This is a genomic window from Streptomyces sp. NPDC059695, from assembly GCF_042733785.1.
In the GTDB taxonomy this organism is placed as follows: Bacteria; Actinomycetota; Actinomycetes; order Streptomycetales; family Streptomycetaceae; genus Streptomyces.
In genome coordinates this window covers 292,433-309,724 of the sequence record NZ_JBHWFF010000005.1, presented here as the reverse complement: position 1 = coordinate 309,724, position 17,292 = coordinate 292,433, and the positions used below count along the sequence as shown (strand labels likewise).

Sequence of the window (17,292 nt, the reverse complement as noted above, 5' to 3'; positions counted from 1 at the left end):
CCACCCCGAAGGGCTTCATCGTTCGACTTGCATGTGTTAAGCACGCCGCCAGCGTTCGTCCTGAGCCAGGATCAAACTCTCCGTGAATGTTTACCGGTAATCCGGTGAGACACTCGCGTTGAGCGGGACAGTCATGCCGGAATATGGCCGACCGTCCACAGCGTCCTCGCTGTAGTGTGCCACCCCGAGGGGTGGACTTTTTCAAAGGAACCTCGACCATCCGAAGATGGACGGGGTATCAACTAATCTGGCGTTGATTTTTGGCACGCTGTTGAGTTCTCAAGGTGCGGACGCTTCCTTCGTTCCTGTTTCCAGGCCCTCCGGGCGCTTCCTTCGTTTCCGACTCTATCAGATCTTTCCGATCCGATTTCCTTGGTGCTTTCCGGTCCCTTTCGCTTTCGCTTCGGGCCCTTCCGGCGTGTCCACTACTTTAGCCGATTCTCTCGGCGACTCATAATCGAGCCGTTCGAATTCGAATTCAGGCACGCCGAAATAAGCCCCTGCTGGGGTTGTCATCTCGAGTAGTGGGTGGCCGCTGCGGGGTGCTTGAACAAGCAGACCGTTTCCAGCGGCTTGGGCTACGTTACGAGGTCGGCCGCCCAGAGTCAAGGCGGCGTTTCCTGGGGGCGTGCGCGCGGTACGCACTCACCGTCGGGTCCCCGGTGATCCAGAAACGCCAGGGGTGTGGGGCACCGTCGCCGCCGACGCCCGTGCGGGGGCCGCTGCTGACGCGGTCCGGCGCCGGGGGCGTGCCGGTGAGGAGGGCGAGCGGGCCGTCCTGGCCCGCGCAGGTGTCCGTGCCGTTCAGCGAGAGCGCGATATCGAGGGCGGTGGCCAGGCGGGCCGGGCCCTTCGCCAGTTCGTGGTCGGAGCGGGCCGAGCGGCGGCGGGGCCGGGCCTGGTCGGCGCCGTCGAGGAGTTCGCCGGCGCGCAGCAGGACCCCGCTCGCGTGGCCCTCGGGGCCGCACACCAGGTTCAGGCAGTGCCACATGCCGTAGGTGAAGTAGACGTACGCGTGTCCGGGGGGTCCGAACATGACGGCGTTCCGTGCGGTGCGGCCGCGGAAGGCGTGCGAGCCGGGATCGATCGCGCCGGCGTACGCCTCCACCTCCGTGAGCCGCAGCTCGATCCGGCCCTCGTCGGTGTTGCGGACGAGCGTGCGGCCCAGGAGATCGGGGGCCACGTCCAGGACGGGGCGGTCGAAGAAGGCACGTGGGAGCGGCGTACGGTCGGGGCTCTCGCTCATGCGGTCCGAGCGTAGTGGGGAACCGGCTACGGTCGTCGCGCGTATGTAGGGGTCAGGACCCGAGAAGGAGTGGAAGTCATGGGATTCAAGAAGCTGCTCGCGAGCCTGGGCGCCGGTGGGGCGACCGTGGAGACGGTGCTCACCGAGGAGAACGTCGTCCCGGGCGGGGTCGTCCAGGGCGAGGTCCGGATCCAGGGCGGCAGCGTCGACCAGCAGATCGAGGGGCTGTCCGTCGGGCTGCAGGCGCGGGTCGAGGTCGAGGGCGGTGACCAGGAGCACAAGCAGGACATCGAGTTCGTGAAGGTGCGTCTGGGCGGGGCCTTCGAGGTCAAGGCCGGGGCCGTGCACGTGGTGCCGTTCGGTCTGGAGATCCCGTGGGAGACGCCGGTGACCTCGGTCGCCGGTCAGCAGCTGCGCGGGATGAACATCGGGGTGACGACCGAGCTGGAGATCGCCCGGGCCGTGGACTCCGGTGACCTGGACCCGATCAACGTGCACCCGCTGCCGGCGCAGCAGGCGATCCTGGACGCCTTCCTCCAGCTGGGCTTCCGTTTCAAGAGCGCGGACATGGAGCGGGGGCACATCCGGGGGACGCGGCAGCGGCTGCCGTTCTACCAGGAGATCGAGTTCTTCGCGCCGCAGCAGTACCGGGGCCTGAACCAGGTCGAGGTCAGCTTCGTCGCGGACGACCGTGAGATGGACGTCGTCCTGGAGATGGACAAGAAGCCGGGTCTGTTCACCGAGGGCAGCGACTCCTTCCGCGCGTTCAAGGTGGGGCTGCACGACTTCCACACGACCGACTGGGCGGCTTACCTGAACCAGTGGCTCGCCGAGGTCGGCGGCCGTCGCAACTGGCTCTAGGCTCGGCTCCGTCAGCGTTGACGGACGATTCGGAGGTACTCGACGTGTCCGAGGGCAAGAGGGCGCCGCTCCCCCACGACTTCCATCCGCCGGTGGCGGCCTTCACCGTGGTGAGCGACGACGTCGCGCCGGGCGGGGTTCTGAAGGACGCCCAGGTGTACGCGGAGGGGAACACCTCTCCGCGGCTGAGCTGGGAGGGTTTTCCCGCGGGGACGAAGAGCTTCGCCGTGACGTGCTTCGACCCGGACGCCCCGACGGGCAGCGGGTTCTGGCACTGGGTGCTGTTCGACATCCCGGTGTCGGTGACGGAGCTGCCGGCGGGTGCCGGGTCGGGGTCGTTCGAGGGGCTGCCGGCCGGTGCCGTGCACGCGCGGAACGACTACGGGTCGAAGGACTTCGGCGGCGCGGCGCCTCCGGCGGGGGAGCTGCACCGGTACGTCTTCACGGTGTACGCGGTGGATCAGGAGAAGCTCGGTCCGGACGCCGACACCTCGCCGGCGGCCGTCGGGTTCAACCTGCGGTTCCACACGCTGGGCCGTGCCCAGCTGGTCGGTGAGTACGCGGCTCCCCCGGCGGTCTGATCGTTCGTTTGTTGTTTGCCTGCTTCTGGTCTTGGAGAGATCAGAAGCAGGCATCTTTTGTTTCGCGAGAAATTGCGTTGTCCGACCCGGCCGGCCCGGCCATCGTTGATCCAAGCCCGAAGTCCCCTTCCGGGGCCGGGGCCGGCATACGGGAGGTGGGCAACATGCGGGACACGCTGGTACTCAACGCGAGCTTCGAGCCGCTTTCGACGGTCACACTCAACCGTGCGGTGGTGCTTGTCCTGCAGGACAAGGCCGTCGTCGAGCAGGCCCATCCCGAGCTGCGGGTGCGCGGTGCCGCCGTCGATCTTCCGGTGCCCCGGGTGATCAGGCTCTGCCGGTACGTACGGGTGCCGTTCCGAAGACAGGCTCCGTGGTCGAGGAGGGGGGTGCTGGTCCGGGACCAGCACCGGTGCGCGTACTGCGGGCGGCGGGCGACGACGGTCGACCACGTCGTGCCGCGGGCCCAGGGGGGTGGTGACAGCTGGCTGAATACGGTCGCCTCCTGCGCCGAGGACAACCACCGCAAGGCGGACCGGACTCCGGAGCAGGCGGGGATGCCGCTGCTGCACCAGCCGTTCGAGCCGACCCCGGCGGACGCGATGCTGCTCGCGATGCGGGCGAGCGAGCGGTCGGAGCTGCCGGAGTGGCTGGCGAGCTCGGCCGCGTAGACGCGTGATCCGCGGTCGTGCGGAAGGGCCCGGCTCCCCGGTGGGGGCCGGGCCCTTCGCATGCGGTCTAGCCGAGGGTCAGTTGCAGGATCGCCACGATGCCGACGGCGATGATCACGCCGCGCAGGACCGTCGGGGACAGCTTGCGGCCGACCTTGGCGCCGAGCTGGCCGCCGAGGGTGGAGCCGACGGCGATGAGCAGGACGGCCGTCCAGTCGAAGTCGGCGACGAAGAGGAAGAAGACGGCGGCGATTCCGTTGACCAGGGCGCCGAGGATGTTCTTGACGGCGTTGATGCGCTGGAGGTCGTCGTGGAGCAGCAGGCCCATGAGGGAGAGGTAGAGGACTCCCTGGGCGGCGCCGAAGTATCCGCCGTACATGCTGGCGAGGAAGAGGCCGCCGAGGAGGACGGGGCCGCCGTCGGGGTGGGCCTCGGTGCCGGTCTGTTCGCGGCGGCGCTTCACGGCGGCGGCGATGCGGGGCTGGAACAGGACCAGGACGAGTGCGAGGCCGATGAGGACGGGGACGATCGCGTCGAAGGCCTGGGACGGGAGGGCCAGGAGGAGGATCGCGCCGATGAGGCCGCCGAGGAGGGCGACGGCGCCGAGTCGCAGGACGCGGTTCTTCTGGCCCTTGAGTTCGCGGCGGTAGCCGATGGCCCCGCTGATGGATCCGGGGACGAGGCCGAGGGCGTTGGAGACGTTCGCGGTGATCGGGGGGAGTCCGGTCGCGAGGAGGACCGGGAAGGTGATCAACGTGCCCGATCCGACGATGGTGTTGATGGTGCCGGCGCCGATGCCGGCGGCGAAGACTGCCAGGGCTTCCCAGATGGACAACGCCATCTCCTTACATGGTCAGTGGCTCGCCTCCCCGCCCTGGCGGTGCCGGGGTCGAGGGGCTCGCACCGATCATGCACGAAAATTACGTGTACGTGTCAGTCAACCGACGGTTCGTCTCGTCGCGCGGCCGGTACGTCGCCCTTGACGTTGAAGCCGGGGACGCCGCCGCCCGCGTTCCCGAGGGCTCCGGAGAGGCCCTTGAGGGCGTCGCCGATCTCGCTGGGCACGATCCAGAGCTTGTTGGCGTCGCCCTCGGCGATCTTCGGGAGCATCTGGAGGTACTGGTAGGAGAGGAGCTTCTGGTCCGGGTCGCCGGCGTGGATGGCCTCGAAGACCGTGCGGACGGCCTGCGCCTCGCCCTCGGCACGCAGGGCGGCGGCCTTGGACTCGCCCTCGGCGCGGAGGATCGCGGACTGCTTCTCGCCCTCGGCGGTGAGGATGGCGGACTGGCGGGTGCCCTCCGCGGTGAGGATCGCGGCGCGCTTGTCGCGCTCGGCGCGCATCTGCTTCTCCATCGAGTCCTGGATGGAGGTCGGCGGCTCGATGGCCTTGAGCTCGACGCGGTTGACGCGGATGCCCCACTTGCCGGTGGCCTCGTCGAGGACGCCGCGCAGGGCCGCGTTGATCTCCTCGCGGGAGGTCAGGGTCCGCTCCAGGTCCATGCCGCCGATGATGTTGCGCAGGGTGGTGACGGTGAGCTGCTCGATCGCCTGGATGTAGCTGGCGACCTCGTAGGTCGCGGCGCGGGCGTCGGTCACCTGGTAGTAGATGACGGTGTCGATGTTGACGACCAGGTTGTCCTGGGTGATCACCGGCTGCGGCGGGAACGGGACGACCTGCTCACGGAGGTCGATCCGGTTGCGGATCGAGTCGATGAACGGGACGACGATGTTCAGTCCGGCGTTGAGCGTGCGGGTGTAGCGGCCGAAGCGCTCCACGATCGCCGCGCTCGCCTGCGGGATGACCTGGATCGTCTTGATCAGGGCGATGAAGACGAGCACCACCAGAATGATCAGGACGATGATGACTGCTGACATCGTGTTCCCCGTGCCCTTCGCTGCCGGTTGTCTGCCGGGTTTCTTCCGATGATCCAGTTTCCCAGATGACGAAGCCTCATGGGCGAGGTTCGGTCACATGACGACCGCGGTCGCCCCGTCGATGTCCACGACATCGACCTGTTCGCCCGGTTCGAAGGTCTGTCCGCCGTCGAGCGTGCGGGCGGACCAGACCTCGCCCGCGAGTTTGATGCGGCCTCCGTTGCCGTCGACCCGTTCCAGGACGACGGCCTGACGGCCCTTCAGGGCGTCGATGCCGGTGGCGAGTCCGGGTCTGCCGTCGCGGTGTCGGGCCGCGATCGGCCGCACCACCGCGACGAGTGCCACGGAGACGACGACGAAGACGAGGACCTGGGCGACGACGCCGAAGCCGAGGGCCGCGGTCACCGCCCCGGCGACCGCTCCGACGGCGAACATGCCGAACTCCGGCATCGCGGTCAGGACGAGCGGGATGCCGAGCCCCACCGCGCCGATCAGCCACCAGACCCATGCGTCGATGTCCACGGGGTCATGGTAGGGCGGTGGGGTCCTTCCGGGACAGGGCGCGGGCGGCTGTGCGGGACGCCGGTGCCCGGCCGGTCACTTCAGGGGCAGGCCGTGCGCGGTCCAGCGGTCGCCGACGCGCTCGACGACGAGCGGGAGGCCGAAGCAGTGCGAGAGGTTGCGGGAGGTGAGCTCCATCTCCACGGGTCCCGCGGCGAGGACCTTGCCCTGGCGGATCATCAGGACGTGGGTGAACCCGGGGGCGATCTCCTCGACATGGTGGGTGACCATGATCATGGAGGGGGCGTACGGGTCACGGGCGAGGCGGCCGAGGCGGCGGACCAGGTCCTCGCGTCCGCCGAGGTCGAGGCCGGCGGCGGGCTCGTCGAGGAGGAGGAGCTCCGGGTCGGTCATCATCGCGCGGGCGATGAGGGTGCGCTTGCGCTCGCCCTCGGAGAGGGTGCCGAACCTGCGGTCCAGGTAGTCGTTCATCCCGAGCCGGTCGAGGAAGGCCTTGGCGCGCTGCTCGTCGACCGGGTCGTAGTCCTCGTTCCAGGTGGCGGTCATGCCGTACGCGGCGGTGAGGACGGTCTCCAGGACGGTCTGGCGCTTGGGGAGCTTCTCCGCCATGGCGATGCCGGCCATGCCGATGCGGGGACGGAGTTCGAAGACGTCGGTGCCGACGCCGCCGAGCTGCTCGCCCAGGATGCGGGCGGTTCCCTTGGTGGGGAAGAGGTAGCTGGAGGCGATGTTCAGGAGGGTGGTCTTGCCGGCGCCGTTGGGTCCGAGGATCACCCAGCGCTCGCCCTCCTTGACCGACCAGGAGACCTCGTCCACCAGAGCCCGTCCGTCGCGGACCACGGATACGTCCACCAGCTCCAGTACATCGCTCATGAGCGCGTTGTCTCCCCTTGGGGTCGAGTCTTGTCGACGCCTTGCGCCGATGGGCGCGGCGTCCAGGGGAAAACCTACGTTATCGACGGAGCGGACCGGTCCGTAGGGCTTCCTTAGAGTCCTTAGTCTGGGGGGATGCTTTCGGAACCACGCTCAGGACGTCTGGCCGCCTGGGGCAATGCCCTGCTGGCCGGGGCGGTGTCGCCCGACGAGGCGGCGACGGCGATTGTCGGGGAGGACGCGGTGCACCGCGTGGAGGGGCTGCCGGGTGAGGCGGGGCCGGTGGGGCTGACGCTCGCGCTGGGCCGGCTGCGGCGGCTCGGGGTGACCGGGTGGCGGGTCGCGCTGCCGGCGCCGGGGCATCCGCTGGGGCTCAGCGGGCCGCCGGACTTCAACGCGCGCGCGTTGGAGGCGGAGGAGGCGGTAGTGGGCCACGGCGCGCCGTACGGTCTCGTGCCGGAGGTCGCGGAGGCGGGTCCGGCGGGTGACGTGCACGTCTCGGTGGTCTGGCACTGCCTGGCGGTGCGGGAGGCGCCACCGGCCGACGTGCCCTCGCTCGGCGAGGCGGAGCGCGAGCTGGCGGAGGCGCTGCGGGACGCGACGGCGGTGCTGACCCGGCTGGACGTGGCGGCCTCGGGCCCCGCGGCGGACGCGGCGCGCGAGGCGTACCGGGCGCGGGCGGAGGTGGGCCGCGACGTACTGGCCCCCGGCTATCCGCCGCGCGCGGTGCGGGTCCTGGAGCTGGCGCAGCGGATCGGCCTGCTGGTGGACCTGGCGTACGACCACGGCCACGGGGGCGCGGTGAGCGCGTCGGAGATGACGGCGCGGGGGGAGGCGCTGCGGCCGGTGGAACGGGTGGCCCGCCGCGCCCAGGTCGCCGCGTACAACGCGTACGTCGAGGAACGGGAACGGGACCGGGGCTTCTGAGACCTGCCGCCCGCCCTCGGGCCCGGCGCGAGGAGCTCCGGTGCGGCCCCGGCCCGGGGCCTGCTCGCGGCGGGGCGCGGCTGCTGCGGGGGTGCGGGGAGGGGGACGGGCGGCGCCCCGGGGGTGGTGCCCACCCGTTGCGCCCTGCGGAACGATTGCCCACGACGGTGCCGGGCGCGGGGTCGAGACCGCCGTTGCGCCGTTGCCGACGGCCGGGTTGAGGGGCTTCACAACGGTGCCGGGAACGGCGAAGCCCCGCCGCCGGGGGGATCGTCCGGGGCGGGGTTCGGGTGGGGTGGTCAGCCGTTGACGGCGCCGTTGCCGAAGGCCGGGTTGAGCAGGCCGATCACGTTGACCGTGTTGCCGGAGACGTTCACGGGGACGTGGACCGGGACCTGCACCAGGTTGCCGGAGGCGACGCCCGGCGAGTGGAGGGCCTGCCCGGCGGCGTCCGCGTTCGCGGAGGCGACACCCGCGCCGGCGGCGACGATGCCACCGGCGACCATGGTGAGGGCAGCGGCCTTCTTGAGGTTCTTCACTTGGTACATCCTCCTGGTCATCGCTGCGGCAGGTTCGCCGCAGCACGCCATGGAGAACGCCGTATCCCCCGTCGGGTTGCGCCGAACGGGGGACATACACACGACGGTATGAAGGACTGAACGGTCGTGCGCCCCCGCGCACAGGGGGCGCGTCCGGGTACGGCGTCAGCGCGTGAGGCCGTGCCGTACCGCCCAGAGCGCCGCCTGGGTGCGGTCCGCGAGGTCGAGCTTCATCAGGATGTTCGAGACGTGCGTCTTGACCGTCTTCTCGGAGAGCACCAGGGCACGGGCGATCTCCCGGTTGGACCGGCCGTCCGCGATCAGGCCGAGGACCTCGCGCTCCCGCTCCGTGAGCGTCGAGCCCCGCCCCGACCCCTGCGACTCGTCCTGGGCGAGGAGCGCGCCGGCGACCTCCGGCTGGAGCAGGACGTGCCCCGCGTGGACGGAGCGGATCGCACCGGCCAGGGCGTCCGGGTCGACGTCCTTGTAGACGTATCCGGAGGCCCCGGCGCGGAGCGCGGGGACGACCGTCCGCTGCTCGGTGAAGCTGGTGACGATGAGGACCCTGGCGGGGTTGGCGAGCGCGCGGAGCCGCTTGAGCGCCTCGATGCCGTCGGTGCCCGGCATCTTCACGTCCATGAGGACCACGTCGGGGCGGAGCTCCTCGGCCCGGGCGACCCCCTCGGCACCGTCGGAGGCCTCCCCCACGACCTCTATGTCGTCCTGCACCTCCAGGAAGGTGCGCAGGCCTCTGCGGACGACCTGGTGGTCGTCGACCAGCAGGACTCGGATCGGCTTGTCAGCCACCGGGAACCTCCATCTCGATCGTGGTGCCCTCGCCCGGGGCCGAGGTCACGGTGAGCCGTCCGCCGACGCCGCCCGCCCGGTCCCGCATGGAGACCAGGCCGAGGTGGCGGCCGGCGCTGCGGACCGTGCGCGGGTCGAACCCCCTGCCGTCGTCGGTGACGGTGAGCCGCGCGCCCTGGCCGCTGCGGGTGAGGGAGACCGCGACGACCTCCGCGTCCGCGTGCCGCAGGGCGTTGTGCAGGGCCTCCTGGGCGACCCGGAGGACGGCCTCCTCCTGGGCGGCCGGCAGGGCCCGGGTCCCCGGGCTCTCGAAGGTGACCCGGGCCGAGTGGGCGCGGTCGAGGACCTGGATCTGCGTACGGAGCGTGTGGACGAGGCCGTCCTCGTCGAGCGCGGCGGGCCGGAGCTCGACGACGGCGGCGCGCAGCTCGTCGGCGGCCTCGGCGGCGAGCGTGGCGACCTGCTGGAGCTCGCCCTTGGCGCGGGCGGGATCGCGGTCGACGAGGGCGGCGGCGGCCTGGGCGGTCAGCCGGAGCGAGAAGAGCTTCTGGCTGACGGCGTCGTGCAGCTCGTGGGCGAGGCGCGAGCGCTCCTCGGCGATGGTGAGCTCACGGCTGCGCTCGTACAGCCGGGCGTTGGTGAGGGCGATGGCCGCGTGCTGGGCGAGGATCGAGAGGAGCGCCTCGTCGTCGGCGGTGAAGCCGCAGCCGCCGCCGGGCTTCGGGCAGCGCTTGTTGGCGAGGAAGAGGGCGCCGAGGATCTCGTCGCCGTCCCTGACGGGCAGGCCGAGGAAGTCGGACATCTCGGGGTGGGCGTCGGGCCAGCCCTCGAAGCGGGGGTCCTGGCGGACGTCGGCGAGCCGCTCGGGCTCGGCCTTGTGGAGCATCGACGCGAGGATGCCGTGCTGCCGGGGCAGCGGGCCGATCGCCCTCCACTGCTCGTCGCTCACGCCGTCGACCACGAACTGGGCGAAGCCGCCGTGGTCGTCGGGGACGCCCAGGGCCGCGTACTCGGCGTCGAGCAGCTCACGGGCGGACGCGACGATCGTCTTGAGGACGTCGCGGACCTCCAGGTGGCGGCTCATCGCGAGGAGGGCGGTGCTCACGGCGGCCAGGCCGGAGCTGGGTCGATGGCTCATGTGTTCACGGTACCGGCGGGGTGTGACGGTCCGTATCCGACCGGGGACGAGGGCGGGGCCGGTCCCGGGACCTAGGTCGAAGTGCCCGCGGTGGTCCGGGCCCGGGGACGAGGCGGCGGGCGGGGGTGCGGCCGGAGGCTTGAGCCATCCACAGGGAGAGGGGACGGACGTCATGGCAGTCGCGATCATCACGGGGGCGTCGAGGGGTCTGGGGCGGGCGCTGGCGCAGGCGCTGGCCGGCCGGGGCTGGGACCTGGTGCTCGACGCCCGCACGACGGAGGCGCTGAAGGAGGGCGCGGAGGCGGCACGCGCGCGGGGAGCCCGGGTGGTGGCCCTGTCCGGGGACGTGACGGACGCGGGGCACCGGCGGGAGCTCGTGGCGGCGGCGCGGGAGCTCGGCGGGCTCGACCTGCTGGTGAACAACGCGGCGGTCCTGGGCGCGGAGCCGCTGGTGGCGCTCGCCGATCAGCCGCTCGACGGTTTCCGGGCCGCCCTGGAGGTCAACGTGGTGGCGCCGCTGGCGCTGGTCCAGGAGGCACTGCCCCTGCTGCGCGCGGCGCCCGCCGGTGCGGTGATCGGCCTGAGTTCGGACGCGGCCGTGGTGGCGTACCGGACCTGGGGCGGTTACGGGGCGACGAAGGCGGCCCTCGACCTGCTGTCGGCGGTCCTGGCGGAGGAGGAGCGGGGGCTGCGGGTCTGGTGGGTGGACCCGGGCAGCATGCGGACGGACATGCTGGCCGCCGCGGAGCCCGGTGAGGACCTGTCCGGGACTCCCGCTCCCGACGAGGTCGTCCCGGTCTTCCTGCGGCTGCTCGACGAGCGGCCGGCCAGCGGGCGGTACACGGCGGCGGAGCGGGCGGGGGCGGTCCGGTGAGCGTGCTGTCCGACGGGCTGGAGGGGCTGAGGGTGCCGGCGGAGCTGTCGGCGCGGGTGCCGGCCGAGCAGCGGGGCCCGGGGCGGGGCCGGGACGACGTGCGGCTGCTCGTGTCGCGGGGCACGGCGGTGTCGCACCACGTCTTCGGGGAGCTGCCCGCGCTGCTGCGGGCCGGGGACGTGCTCGTCGTCAACACGTCGGCCACGCTGGCGGCGGCGGTGGACGGGCGGGTCGGGCCGGAGCCCGGCGGCGAGCCGGTGGTGGTGCACTTCTCGACCCGCGGGGACGACGGGCGGTGGGCCGTGGAGCTGCGGGCGCCGGACGGGGCGGGCAGTACGCGCCCGCGTGGGGGCGGTCCCGCGGGGGCGGTCGTGCGGCTGCCGGGAGGGGCGCGGCTGGTGCTCGGGGAGCCGCTGGCGCCCGGGAGCGGGCGTTTGTGGTGGGCGGGGGCGGACGCGGACGTGCCGGGTCTCCTGGGGCGGTACGGGCGGCCGATCCGGTACGGGTACACGGAGCGGGACCAGCCGCTGTCGGCGTACCGGACGGTCTTCGCGCGCCCCTCCCCCGACGGTTCGGGCTCGGCGGAGATGCCGAGCGCGGGGCGGCCCTTCACGGCCCGCCTGGTGGCGGAGCTGGCCGGCCGGGGCGTGCGGATCGCTCCGCTCTCCCTTCATACGGGGGTGGCGTCGGCGGAGGCGCACGAGCCGCCCTACCCGGAGCGCTTCGAGGTCCCGGCGGCGACGGCGGCCGTGGTGAACGGGGCCCGTGCCGGGGGCCGCCGGGTGATCGCGGTGGGGACGACCGTGGTGCGGGCGCTGGAGTCCGCGGCGGGGGCGGACGGGGTGGTGGCCGCCCGTGCGGGGTGGACGGACCTCGTGGTGACCCCCGCGCGCGGGGTGCGCGTGGTGGACGGGCTGCTCACCGGGCTGCACGAGCCCGAGGCCTCGCATCTGCTGATGCTGGAGGCGGTCGCCGGGCGGCCGGCGCTGCGGAGCGCGTACGCCGCCGCGGTGCGGGGGCGCTACCTCTGGCACGAGTTCGGCGACGTCCATCTCCTCCTTCCGGAGGAGAGTCCTCACCGTACGCATTGCTGAAGCAACGTCTGGTGAGTTCGTTACGTGCCCGATGTGAGGCCGCGCATAGGACCCAGATCACTTACGAAGCCCCCTAGTGGATACCCGAATGCCCGAAATGGGCGGAGGATACGGGCCACAGGGGGCTTTGTGTGGCCTGTGCACGGGCCCCTGATCCACTACCCGGGATCGTATGTCACTCCTTTGCCACGGGATTTTGCCGCCGCTAAGAATTGCCCCCGTCGCCGCCGAGCAGGCGCAGCGCCGCCCCGGCCGAGCGACCCCCAGCGATTCGAAGAGGTAGCCCAGCATGTCTGCGAACACCCCTGGCCACAGTCGTGGTCTGAAGAAGACCCACAAGGCCACGATCGCCGGCGTCGCCGCCCTGGGCGCCGCAGCCCTCACCCTCTCCCTCGTGTCCGGTGGGAACGGCGGCACCGAGACGGAGCCGCAGGCTCTGGCCGGCACCCAGCAGGTCGCCTGGTCGTACGACGCGAACAGCCCGCAGGCGAAGGCCCTGGCGGCCAGCATCGACCAGCAGCAGACCACGATCGGCCTGAAGGCCAAGCAGGAGGCCGAGGCGAAGGCCAAGGCAGCCGCCAAGGCGAAGGCCGACGCGAAGGCCAAGGCCGCGGCCAAGGCCAAGGCGGACGCCCGGGCCAAGGCCCAGGCGAAGGCCAAGGCCGAGGCGAAGGCGAAGGCGAAGGCCGCCGCGAAGAAGCGCGCCGCGGAGAAGGCGGCCGCGAGCCGTTCCGTGGCCCGCACCCCGGTCTTCGCGAACAACCTCGACGGCTGGATCCGCGAGGCGCTCTACATCATGGACAAGCACGACATCCCGGGCTCGTACAACGGCCTGCACAAGAACATCATGCGCGAGTCCAGCGGCAACCCGTACGCCATCAACAACTGGGACATCAACGCCATCAACGGCGTCCCGTCCAAGGGCCTGCTCCAGGTGATCTACCCGACGTTCAAGGCCTACCACATCCCCGGCACCAAGTTCGACCAGTACGACCCGGTCGCCAACATCGTCGCCGCCGCCAACTACGCGGCCGACCGTTACGGCTCGATCGACAACGTCAACAGCGCGTACTGAGTCGCCTCGGACACGCCGAAGGGCGGCACCCCGCGCGGGGTGCCGCCCTTCGGGCCGTTCCGCTACTTGCGCATGACCTCGGGCTCGTGGCGGCGCAGCAGCCGCGCCACGACGACGCAGCAGACCGTCGCCATGAGGAGCTGGATGCCGAGGTCCAGGCTCCACTGGCCGACCGTGTGCTCCCACAGCGGGTCGGTGTTCGTGGGGTCCTTGTGGTCCCACGGCGGCATCAGGTGCGCCAGGTCCAGGGTGGTGCCGGCGCCGGCGATGGCCCAGCGGGAGGGCATGAGCCAGGCGAACTGCTCCAGGCCGGGCGAGCCGTAGACCTGGAAGAGGATGCCGGTGAACACGACCTGGACGATCGCGAACATGACCAGCAGAGGCATGGTCTTCTCGGCGGTCTTCACGAGCGCGGAGATGACCAGGCCGACCATCATCGAGGTGAGGCCCAGCGCGATGACCTGGACGCACAGCTCGACGGCCGGCGGCATGAGCAGGCCCTCTTCGGGCAGGGCGCGCGTGGAGAAGCCGATGCCGCAGATGATGACGCCCTGGAAGGCCGTGATCACGCCGAGGACGATCACCTTGGACATCAGGTACGCGGAGCGGGACAGGCCGACGGCGCGCTCCCGCTCGTAGATGACCCGTTCCTTGATCAGTTCTCGGACGGAGTTGGCCGCACCGGAGAAGCACATGCCGACCGCGAGGATGAGCATGATCGTGCCGGCGTCGCCGTTGAAGCGGGACGGCGGCGTGGGCTTGCCGAGGCCGAAGTCGGCCGGGATGACGACGGACACCGCGCCGAGGACGGCCGGCAGGATCACCATCAGGGCCATGAAGCCCTTGTCGGACGCGATGACGGAGACGTAGCGGCGGATCAGGGTCCACAGCTGCGAGCCCCAGCCCTGCGGCTTCGGCGGCCTGGCCATCGCCTGCTGCGGCATCTGGACGGGCTGCGCGGCGACGGCGTCGATGTCCGCGGCGTACATCTGGTAGTGCTGCGAGCCCTTCCAGCGGCCCGCCCAGTCGTAGTCGCGGTAGTTCTCGAAGGCGGAGAAGACGTCGGCCCAGGTGGAGTAGCCGAAGAAGTTCAGCGCCTCCTCCGGCGGGCCGAAGTACGCCACGGAGCCGCCGGGCGCCATGACCAGCAGCTTGTCGCAGAGGCCCAGCTCGGCCACCGAGTGGGTGACGACGAGGACCGTGCGGCCGTCGTCGGCGAGGCCGCGGAGCAGCTGCATGACGTCGCGGTCCATGCCCGGGTCGAGGCCGGAGGTCGGCTCGTCCAGGAAGATCAGCGAGGGCTTGGTGAGGAGCTCCAGGGCGACGGAGACGCGCTTGCGCTGGCCACCGGAGAGGGAGGTGACCTTCTTCTCCTTGTGGATGTCGAGCTTGAGCTCGCGCAGCACCTCGTCGATGCGGGCCTCGCGCTCGGCCGTGGCGGTGTCGCCGGGGAAGCGGAGCTTGGCCGCGTACCGCAGCGCCTTCACGACGGTCAGTTCCTTGTGCAGGATGTCGTCCTGCGGGACCAGACCGATGCGCTGGCGCAGCTCGGCGAACTGCTTGTAGAGGCTGCGGTTGTCGTAGAGGACGTCGCCCTCATTGGCCGGGCGGTAGCCGGTCAGCGCCTTGAGCAGGGTGGACTTGCCGGAGCCGGACGGACCGATGACGCCGATCAGCGACTTCTCCGGGACGCCGAAGGTGACGTCCTTGAGGATCTGCTTGCCGCCGTCGACCGTGACCGTGAGGTGGCGGGCCGAGAAGGAGACCGAACCGGTGTCGACGAACTCCTCGAGCTGGCCGCCGACGATGCGGAAGGTCGAGTGGCCGACGCCGACGATGTCCTGCGGGCCGAGGAGGGCCGAGCCGCCCTTGGTGATCGGCTGACCGTTGACGTAGGTGCCGTTGTGCGAGCCGAGGTCGCGGATCTCGAAGCGGCCGTCGGGCGTCGCGTGGAACTCGGCGTGGTGCCGCGAGACCTGGAGGTCGGAGACCACCAGTTCGTTCTCGAGGGCACGGCCGATCCGCATGACGTGGCCGAGGGACAACTGGTGGAACGTGGTGGGGCTGCGGTCGGCGTAGGCCGAGGAAGCTCCCCCCGCACCGGGGTGGCCCTGCCCGGGCACCTGCTGGTGCGGGACCTGCTGCTGGGCCTGCTGCGGCCAGCCCTGCTGCTGCGGGGGCGCCTGGTGCTGCGGCGGCGCCTGGTGCGTGGCCCAGTCGGCCTGGGCCGCGCCGGCGGCCTGGTGGGCCGGGGCCTGGGCCTGCTGGTGAGGTACCTGCTGGTGCGGCGCCTGCTGCTGAGGCGCCTGCTGCTGAGGCGCCTGCTGCTGCTGAGGTGCGGCGGCCGCGCCGGCGGCGGCGAGATTCAGCCGCGGGCCGTCGGTCGCGTTGCCCAGGTGGACGGCCGAGCCGGGGCCGATCTCCACCTGGTGGACCCGCTGGCCCTGGAGGAAGGTGCCGTTCGTGGAGCCGTGGTCCTCGATGACCCAGCTCCGGCCGCCCCAGCTGATGGTGGCGTGGCGCCACGAGACCCTGGCGTCGTCGATGACCAGGTCACCCTGAGGGTCCCTGCCCAGGGTGTACGACCGGGACGGATCGAGCGTCCAGGTCCTGCCGTTCAATTCCAGTACGAGTTCTGGCACTCCATGCCCCACTACTTGTCCCCCGATGTACCCCCGTCGTCGGGAGTCCAGGGATGGCGAATCATCCTGGGGAACTATTTCAGGCCCGGTCCGTTCTCGGAAAGTCGGGCCGCGTGAAGACCTTCGGGTCAACTCCTGGACCAGTCGGGTGTCCGCAGGGCGGGACGGGCGCTCGAGCGGCGCACCGTGCCCGATACGGTGGAACCACCATGAGCGCATCGCAGACCTCAGACGTTCCCACCCTTCTCGTCAAGATCTTCGGGAAGGACCGTCCCGGGATCACCGCGGGACTCTTCGACACCCTCGCCGCCTACTCCGTCGACGTCGTGGACATCGAACAGGTGGTCTCCCGCGGCCGCCTCGTCCTGTGCGCGCTCGTCACCGAGCCGACCGTCGCCCCCCAGGGCGAACTCCGGGCCACCATCCACAGCTGGGCCGAGTCGCTGAAGCTCCAGGCCGAGATCATCTCCGGCACGGGCGACAACCGCCCCCGCGGTGAGGGACGCTCGCACGTCACCGTGCTCGGCAACCCGCTCACCGCCGAGCAGACGGCGGCCATAGCGGCGAGGATCGCGGAGACCGGCGGCAACATCGACCGCATCTTCCGCCTCGCGAAGTACCCGGTGACGGCCGTCGAGTTCGCCGTCTCGGGCTGCGAGACCGAGCCGCTGCGGACCGCGCTGGCCACCGAGGCGCACAGCGTCGGGGTCGACGTGGCCGTGGTCTCCGCCGGTCTGCACCGGCGGGCCCAGCGCCTCGTGGTGATGGACGTCGACTCGACCCTGATCCAGGACGAGGTGATCGAGCTCTTCGCCGCGCACGCGGGCTGCGAGGACAAGGTCGCCGAGGTGACGGCCGCGGCGATGCGCGGCGAGCTGGACTTCGAGCAGTCGCTGCACGCGCGCGTGGAGCTGCTCGCCGGCCTCGACGCCTCGGTGGTCGACAAGGTCCGCGCCGAGGTGCGGCTGACGCCCGGCGCCCGCACCCTGATCCGTACGCTCAAGCGGCTCGGCTATCAGGTGGGGGTCGTCTCCGGCGGGTTCACGCAGGTCACCGACGACCTGAAGGAGCGTCTCGGCCTCGACTTCGCGTCCGCCAACACGCTGGAGATCGTGGACGGGAAGCTGACGGGCCGGGTGACCGGCGAGATCGTCGACCGGGCGGGCAAGGCGCGGCTGTTGCGCCGGTTCGCCGCCGAGGCGGGGGTGCCTCTGGCGCAGACCGTGGCGATCGGCGACGGGGCCAACGACCTCGACATGCTGAACGCGGCCGGGCTCGGGGTGGCGTTCAACGCGAAGCCGGTGGTGCGCCGCGCGGCCCACACGGCGGTGAACGTGCCGTTCCTGGACACCGTGCTCTACCTGCTCGGCATCACGCGCGAAGAGGTCGAGGCCGCGGACGGCGGCGAGGAGGACCTGCTGCACTGAGCGGTGCTGCGGGGTGACGGAGGAGGGGGCGCGCGGGGGGGGGGGGGGGAGAGCGCCCCGACCGGGGAGGGGGGGGTGGGGTGGGGGGGTGGGGGAACGAGAACGGAGGGGCGCGCACGCGGGCGCACCAGCGCACAACG

At 71.4% G+C, this 17,292-nt stretch carries 17 protein-coding genes and 1 rRNA gene; 8 read left to right on the top strand and 10 right to left on the bottom strand.

Annotated elements, in window-relative coordinates; all coding sequences use genetic code 11:
• Positions 1-87, bottom strand: a 16S ribosomal RNA gene (locus ACFV2S_RS09375); the annotation flags it as partial.
• A gap of 496 nt (positions 88-583) precedes the next feature.
• Positions 584-1,246: a DNA-3-methyladenine glycosylase gene (locus tag ACFV2S_RS09370; RefSeq protein ID WP_385555730.1), complete on the bottom strand. Its 663-nt coding sequence runs from the start codon at positions 1,244-1,246 to the stop codon at positions 584-586.
• A 78-nt stretch (positions 1,247-1,324) separates the two neighbouring features.
• Between ACFV2S_RS09370 and ACFV2S_RS09365 the strand changes: the two genes are divergently transcribed.
• The 3 genes from ACFV2S_RS09365 (at position 1,325) to ACFV2S_RS09355 (ending at position 3,359) form a co-directional block, all read left to right on the top strand.
• Positions 1,325-2,107 (top strand): sporulation protein, encoded by a 783-nt coding sequence (locus tag ACFV2S_RS09365; RefSeq protein WP_382869066.1) that lies wholly within the window; start codon positions 1,325-1,327, stop codon positions 2,105-2,107.
• Positions 2,108-2,151: 44 nt separating this feature from the next.
• A complete protein-coding gene (locus ACFV2S_RS09360; RefSeq protein WP_385555727.1) occupies positions 2,152-2,688 on the top strand; it encodes a YbhB/YbcL family Raf kinase inhibitor-like protein in 537 nt (178 codons plus the stop codon).
• A 164-nt stretch (positions 2,689-2,852) separates the two neighbouring features.
• Entirely contained in the window at positions 2,853-3,359 is a 507-nt protein-coding gene (locus ACFV2S_RS09355; protein WP_385555725.1) for an HNH endonuclease, read from the top strand.
• Positions 3,360-3,426: 67 nt separating this feature from the next.
• Here ACFV2S_RS09355 and ACFV2S_RS09350 read toward each other — a convergent pair whose 3' ends face one another.
• The 4 genes from ACFV2S_RS09350 to ACFV2S_RS09335 all read right to left on the bottom strand — a co-directional run bounded on the left by ACFV2S_RS09350 (position 3,427) and on the right by ACFV2S_RS09335 (position 6,629).
• Entirely contained in the window at positions 3,427-4,200 is a 774-nt protein-coding gene (locus tag ACFV2S_RS09350) for a sulfite exporter TauE/SafE family protein (protein WP_385555723.1), read from the bottom strand.
• 92 nt (positions 4,201-4,292) lie between these two features.
• Positions 4,293-5,234 carry an SPFH domain-containing protein gene (locus ACFV2S_RS09345; protein WP_376515176.1) on the bottom strand — a complete coding sequence of 314 codons (942 nt, stop codon included), beginning with the start codon at positions 5,232-5,234 and terminating at the stop codon, positions 4,293-4,295.
• A gap of 93 nt (positions 5,235-5,327) precedes the next feature.
• Positions 5,328-5,756: an NfeD family protein gene (locus tag ACFV2S_RS09340; RefSeq protein ID WP_385555721.1), complete on the bottom strand. Its 429-nt coding sequence runs from the start codon at positions 5,754-5,756 to the stop codon at positions 5,328-5,330.
• Positions 5,757-5,831: 75 nt separating this feature from the next.
• A complete protein-coding gene (locus tag ACFV2S_RS09335; RefSeq protein ID WP_383792153.1) occupies positions 5,832-6,629 on the bottom strand; it encodes an ABC transporter ATP-binding protein in 798 nt (265 codons plus the stop codon).
• 135 nt (positions 6,630-6,764) lie between these two features.
• Here ACFV2S_RS09335 and ACFV2S_RS09330 point away from each other — a divergent pair, with 135 nt between their 5' ends.
• Positions 6,765-7,556 (top strand): hypothetical protein, encoded by a 792-nt coding sequence (locus ACFV2S_RS09330; RefSeq protein WP_385555719.1) that lies wholly within the window; start codon positions 6,765-6,767, stop codon positions 7,554-7,556.
• A gap of 299 nt (positions 7,557-7,855) precedes the next feature.
• Here the strand turns inward: ACFV2S_RS09330 and ACFV2S_RS09325 are convergent, their stop codons facing one another.
• The 3 genes from ACFV2S_RS09325 to ACFV2S_RS09315 all read right to left on the bottom strand — a co-directional run bounded on the left by ACFV2S_RS09325 (position 7,856) and on the right by ACFV2S_RS09315 (position 10,040).
• Complete coding sequence (locus tag ACFV2S_RS09325) at positions 7,856-8,095, bottom strand: chaplin (protein WP_329856343.1); 240 nt, start codon at positions 8,093-8,095, stop codon at positions 7,856-7,858.
• Positions 8,096-8,260: 165 nt separating this feature from the next.
• Positions 8,261-8,902 (bottom strand): response regulator, encoded by a 642-nt coding sequence (locus ACFV2S_RS09320; RefSeq protein ID WP_385555716.1) that lies wholly within the window; start codon positions 8,900-8,902, stop codon positions 8,261-8,263.
• Positions 8,895-10,040 (bottom strand): GAF domain-containing sensor histidine kinase, encoded by a 1,146-nt coding sequence (locus ACFV2S_RS09315; protein WP_383792145.1) that lies wholly within the window; start codon positions 10,038-10,040, stop codon positions 8,895-8,897. The genes ACFV2S_RS09320 and ACFV2S_RS09315 overlap by 8 nt, the downstream gene beginning before the upstream one ends.
• A 172-nt stretch (positions 10,041-10,212) precedes the next feature.
• On the opposite strand from ACFV2S_RS09315, the gene ACFV2S_RS09310 reads away from it, so the two are divergent.
• From ACFV2S_RS09310 to ACFV2S_RS09300, 3 genes are all read left to right on the top strand, one after another.
• Positions 10,213-10,914 carry an SDR family NAD(P)-dependent oxidoreductase gene (locus ACFV2S_RS09310; protein ID WP_385555714.1) on the top strand — a complete coding sequence of 234 codons (702 nt, stop codon included), beginning with the start codon at positions 10,213-10,215 and terminating at the stop codon, positions 10,912-10,914.
• Positions 10,911-12,008 carry an S-adenosylmethionine:tRNA ribosyltransferase-isomerase gene (locus ACFV2S_RS09305; protein ID WP_385555712.1) on the top strand — a complete coding sequence of 366 codons (1,098 nt, stop codon included), beginning with the start codon at positions 10,911-10,913 and terminating at the stop codon, positions 12,006-12,008. The genes ACFV2S_RS09310 and ACFV2S_RS09305 overlap by 4 nt, the downstream gene beginning before the upstream one ends.
• 289 nt (positions 12,009-12,297) lie before the next feature.
• Positions 12,298-13,083, top strand: coding sequence for a transglycosylase SLT domain-containing protein (locus ACFV2S_RS09300; protein WP_385555710.1), 786 nt, complete (start codon positions 12,298-12,300; stop codon positions 13,081-13,083).
• A gap of 62 nt (positions 13,084-13,145) precedes the next feature.
• Here the strand turns inward: ACFV2S_RS09300 and ACFV2S_RS09295 are convergent, their stop codons facing one another.
• Positions 13,146-15,737, bottom strand: coding sequence for an FHA domain-containing protein (locus ACFV2S_RS09295; RefSeq protein ID WP_385555707.1), 2,592 nt, complete (start codon positions 15,735-15,737; stop codon positions 13,146-13,148).
• 197 nt (positions 15,738-15,934) lie between these two features.
• Here ACFV2S_RS09295 and serB point away from each other — a divergent pair, with 197 nt between their 5' ends.
• A complete protein-coding gene (gene serB, locus ACFV2S_RS09290) occupies positions 15,935-17,152 on the top strand; it encodes a phosphoserine phosphatase SerB (protein WP_383801592.1) in 1,218 nt (405 codons plus the stop codon).
• Positions 17,153-17,292: the final 140 nt, after the last annotated feature.

Bases quoted from the DNA above. Each gene is read 5' to 3' on its own strand.
- ACFV2S_RS09345 (WP_376515176.1), bottom strand. From the start codon at position 5,234: ATGTCAGCAGTCATCATCGTCCTGATCATTCTGGTGGTGCTCGTCTTC.
- ACFV2S_RS09315 (WP_383792145.1), bottom strand. From the start codon at position 10,040: ATGAGCCATCGACCCAGCTCCGGCCTGGCCGCCGTGAGCACCGCCCTC.
- serB (WP_383801592.1), top strand. From the start codon at position 15,935: ATGAGCGCATCGCAGACCTCAGACGTTCCCACCCTTCTCGTCAAGATC.
- ACFV2S_RS09365 (WP_382869066.1), top strand. From the start codon at position 1,325: ATGGGATTCAAGAAGCTGCTCGCGAGCCTGGGCGCCGGTGGGGCGACC.
- ACFV2S_RS09335 (WP_383792153.1), bottom strand. From the start codon at position 6,629: ATGAGCGATGTACTGGAGCTGGTGGACGTATCCGTGGTCCGCGACGGA.
- ACFV2S_RS09310 (WP_385555714.1), top strand. From the start codon at position 10,213: ATGGCAGTCGCGATCATCACGGGGGCGTCGAGGGGTCTGGGGCGGGCG.
- ACFV2S_RS09355 (WP_385555725.1), top strand. From the start codon at position 2,853: ATGCGGGACACGCTGGTACTCAACGCGAGCTTCGAGCCGCTTTCGACG.
- ACFV2S_RS09350 (WP_385555723.1), bottom strand. From the start codon at position 4,200: ATGGCGTTGTCCATCTGGGAAGCCCTGGCAGTCTTCGCCGCCGGCATC.
- ACFV2S_RS09330 (WP_385555719.1), top strand. From the start codon at position 6,765: ATGCTTTCGGAACCACGCTCAGGACGTCTGGCCGCCTGGGGCAATGCC.
- ACFV2S_RS09300 (WP_385555710.1), top strand. From the start codon at position 12,298: ATGTCTGCGAACACCCCTGGCCACAGTCGTGGTCTGAAGAAGACCCAC.
- ACFV2S_RS09370 (WP_385555730.1), bottom strand. From the start codon at position 1,246: ATGAGCGAGAGCCCCGACCGTACGCCGCTCCCACGTGCCTTCTTCGAC.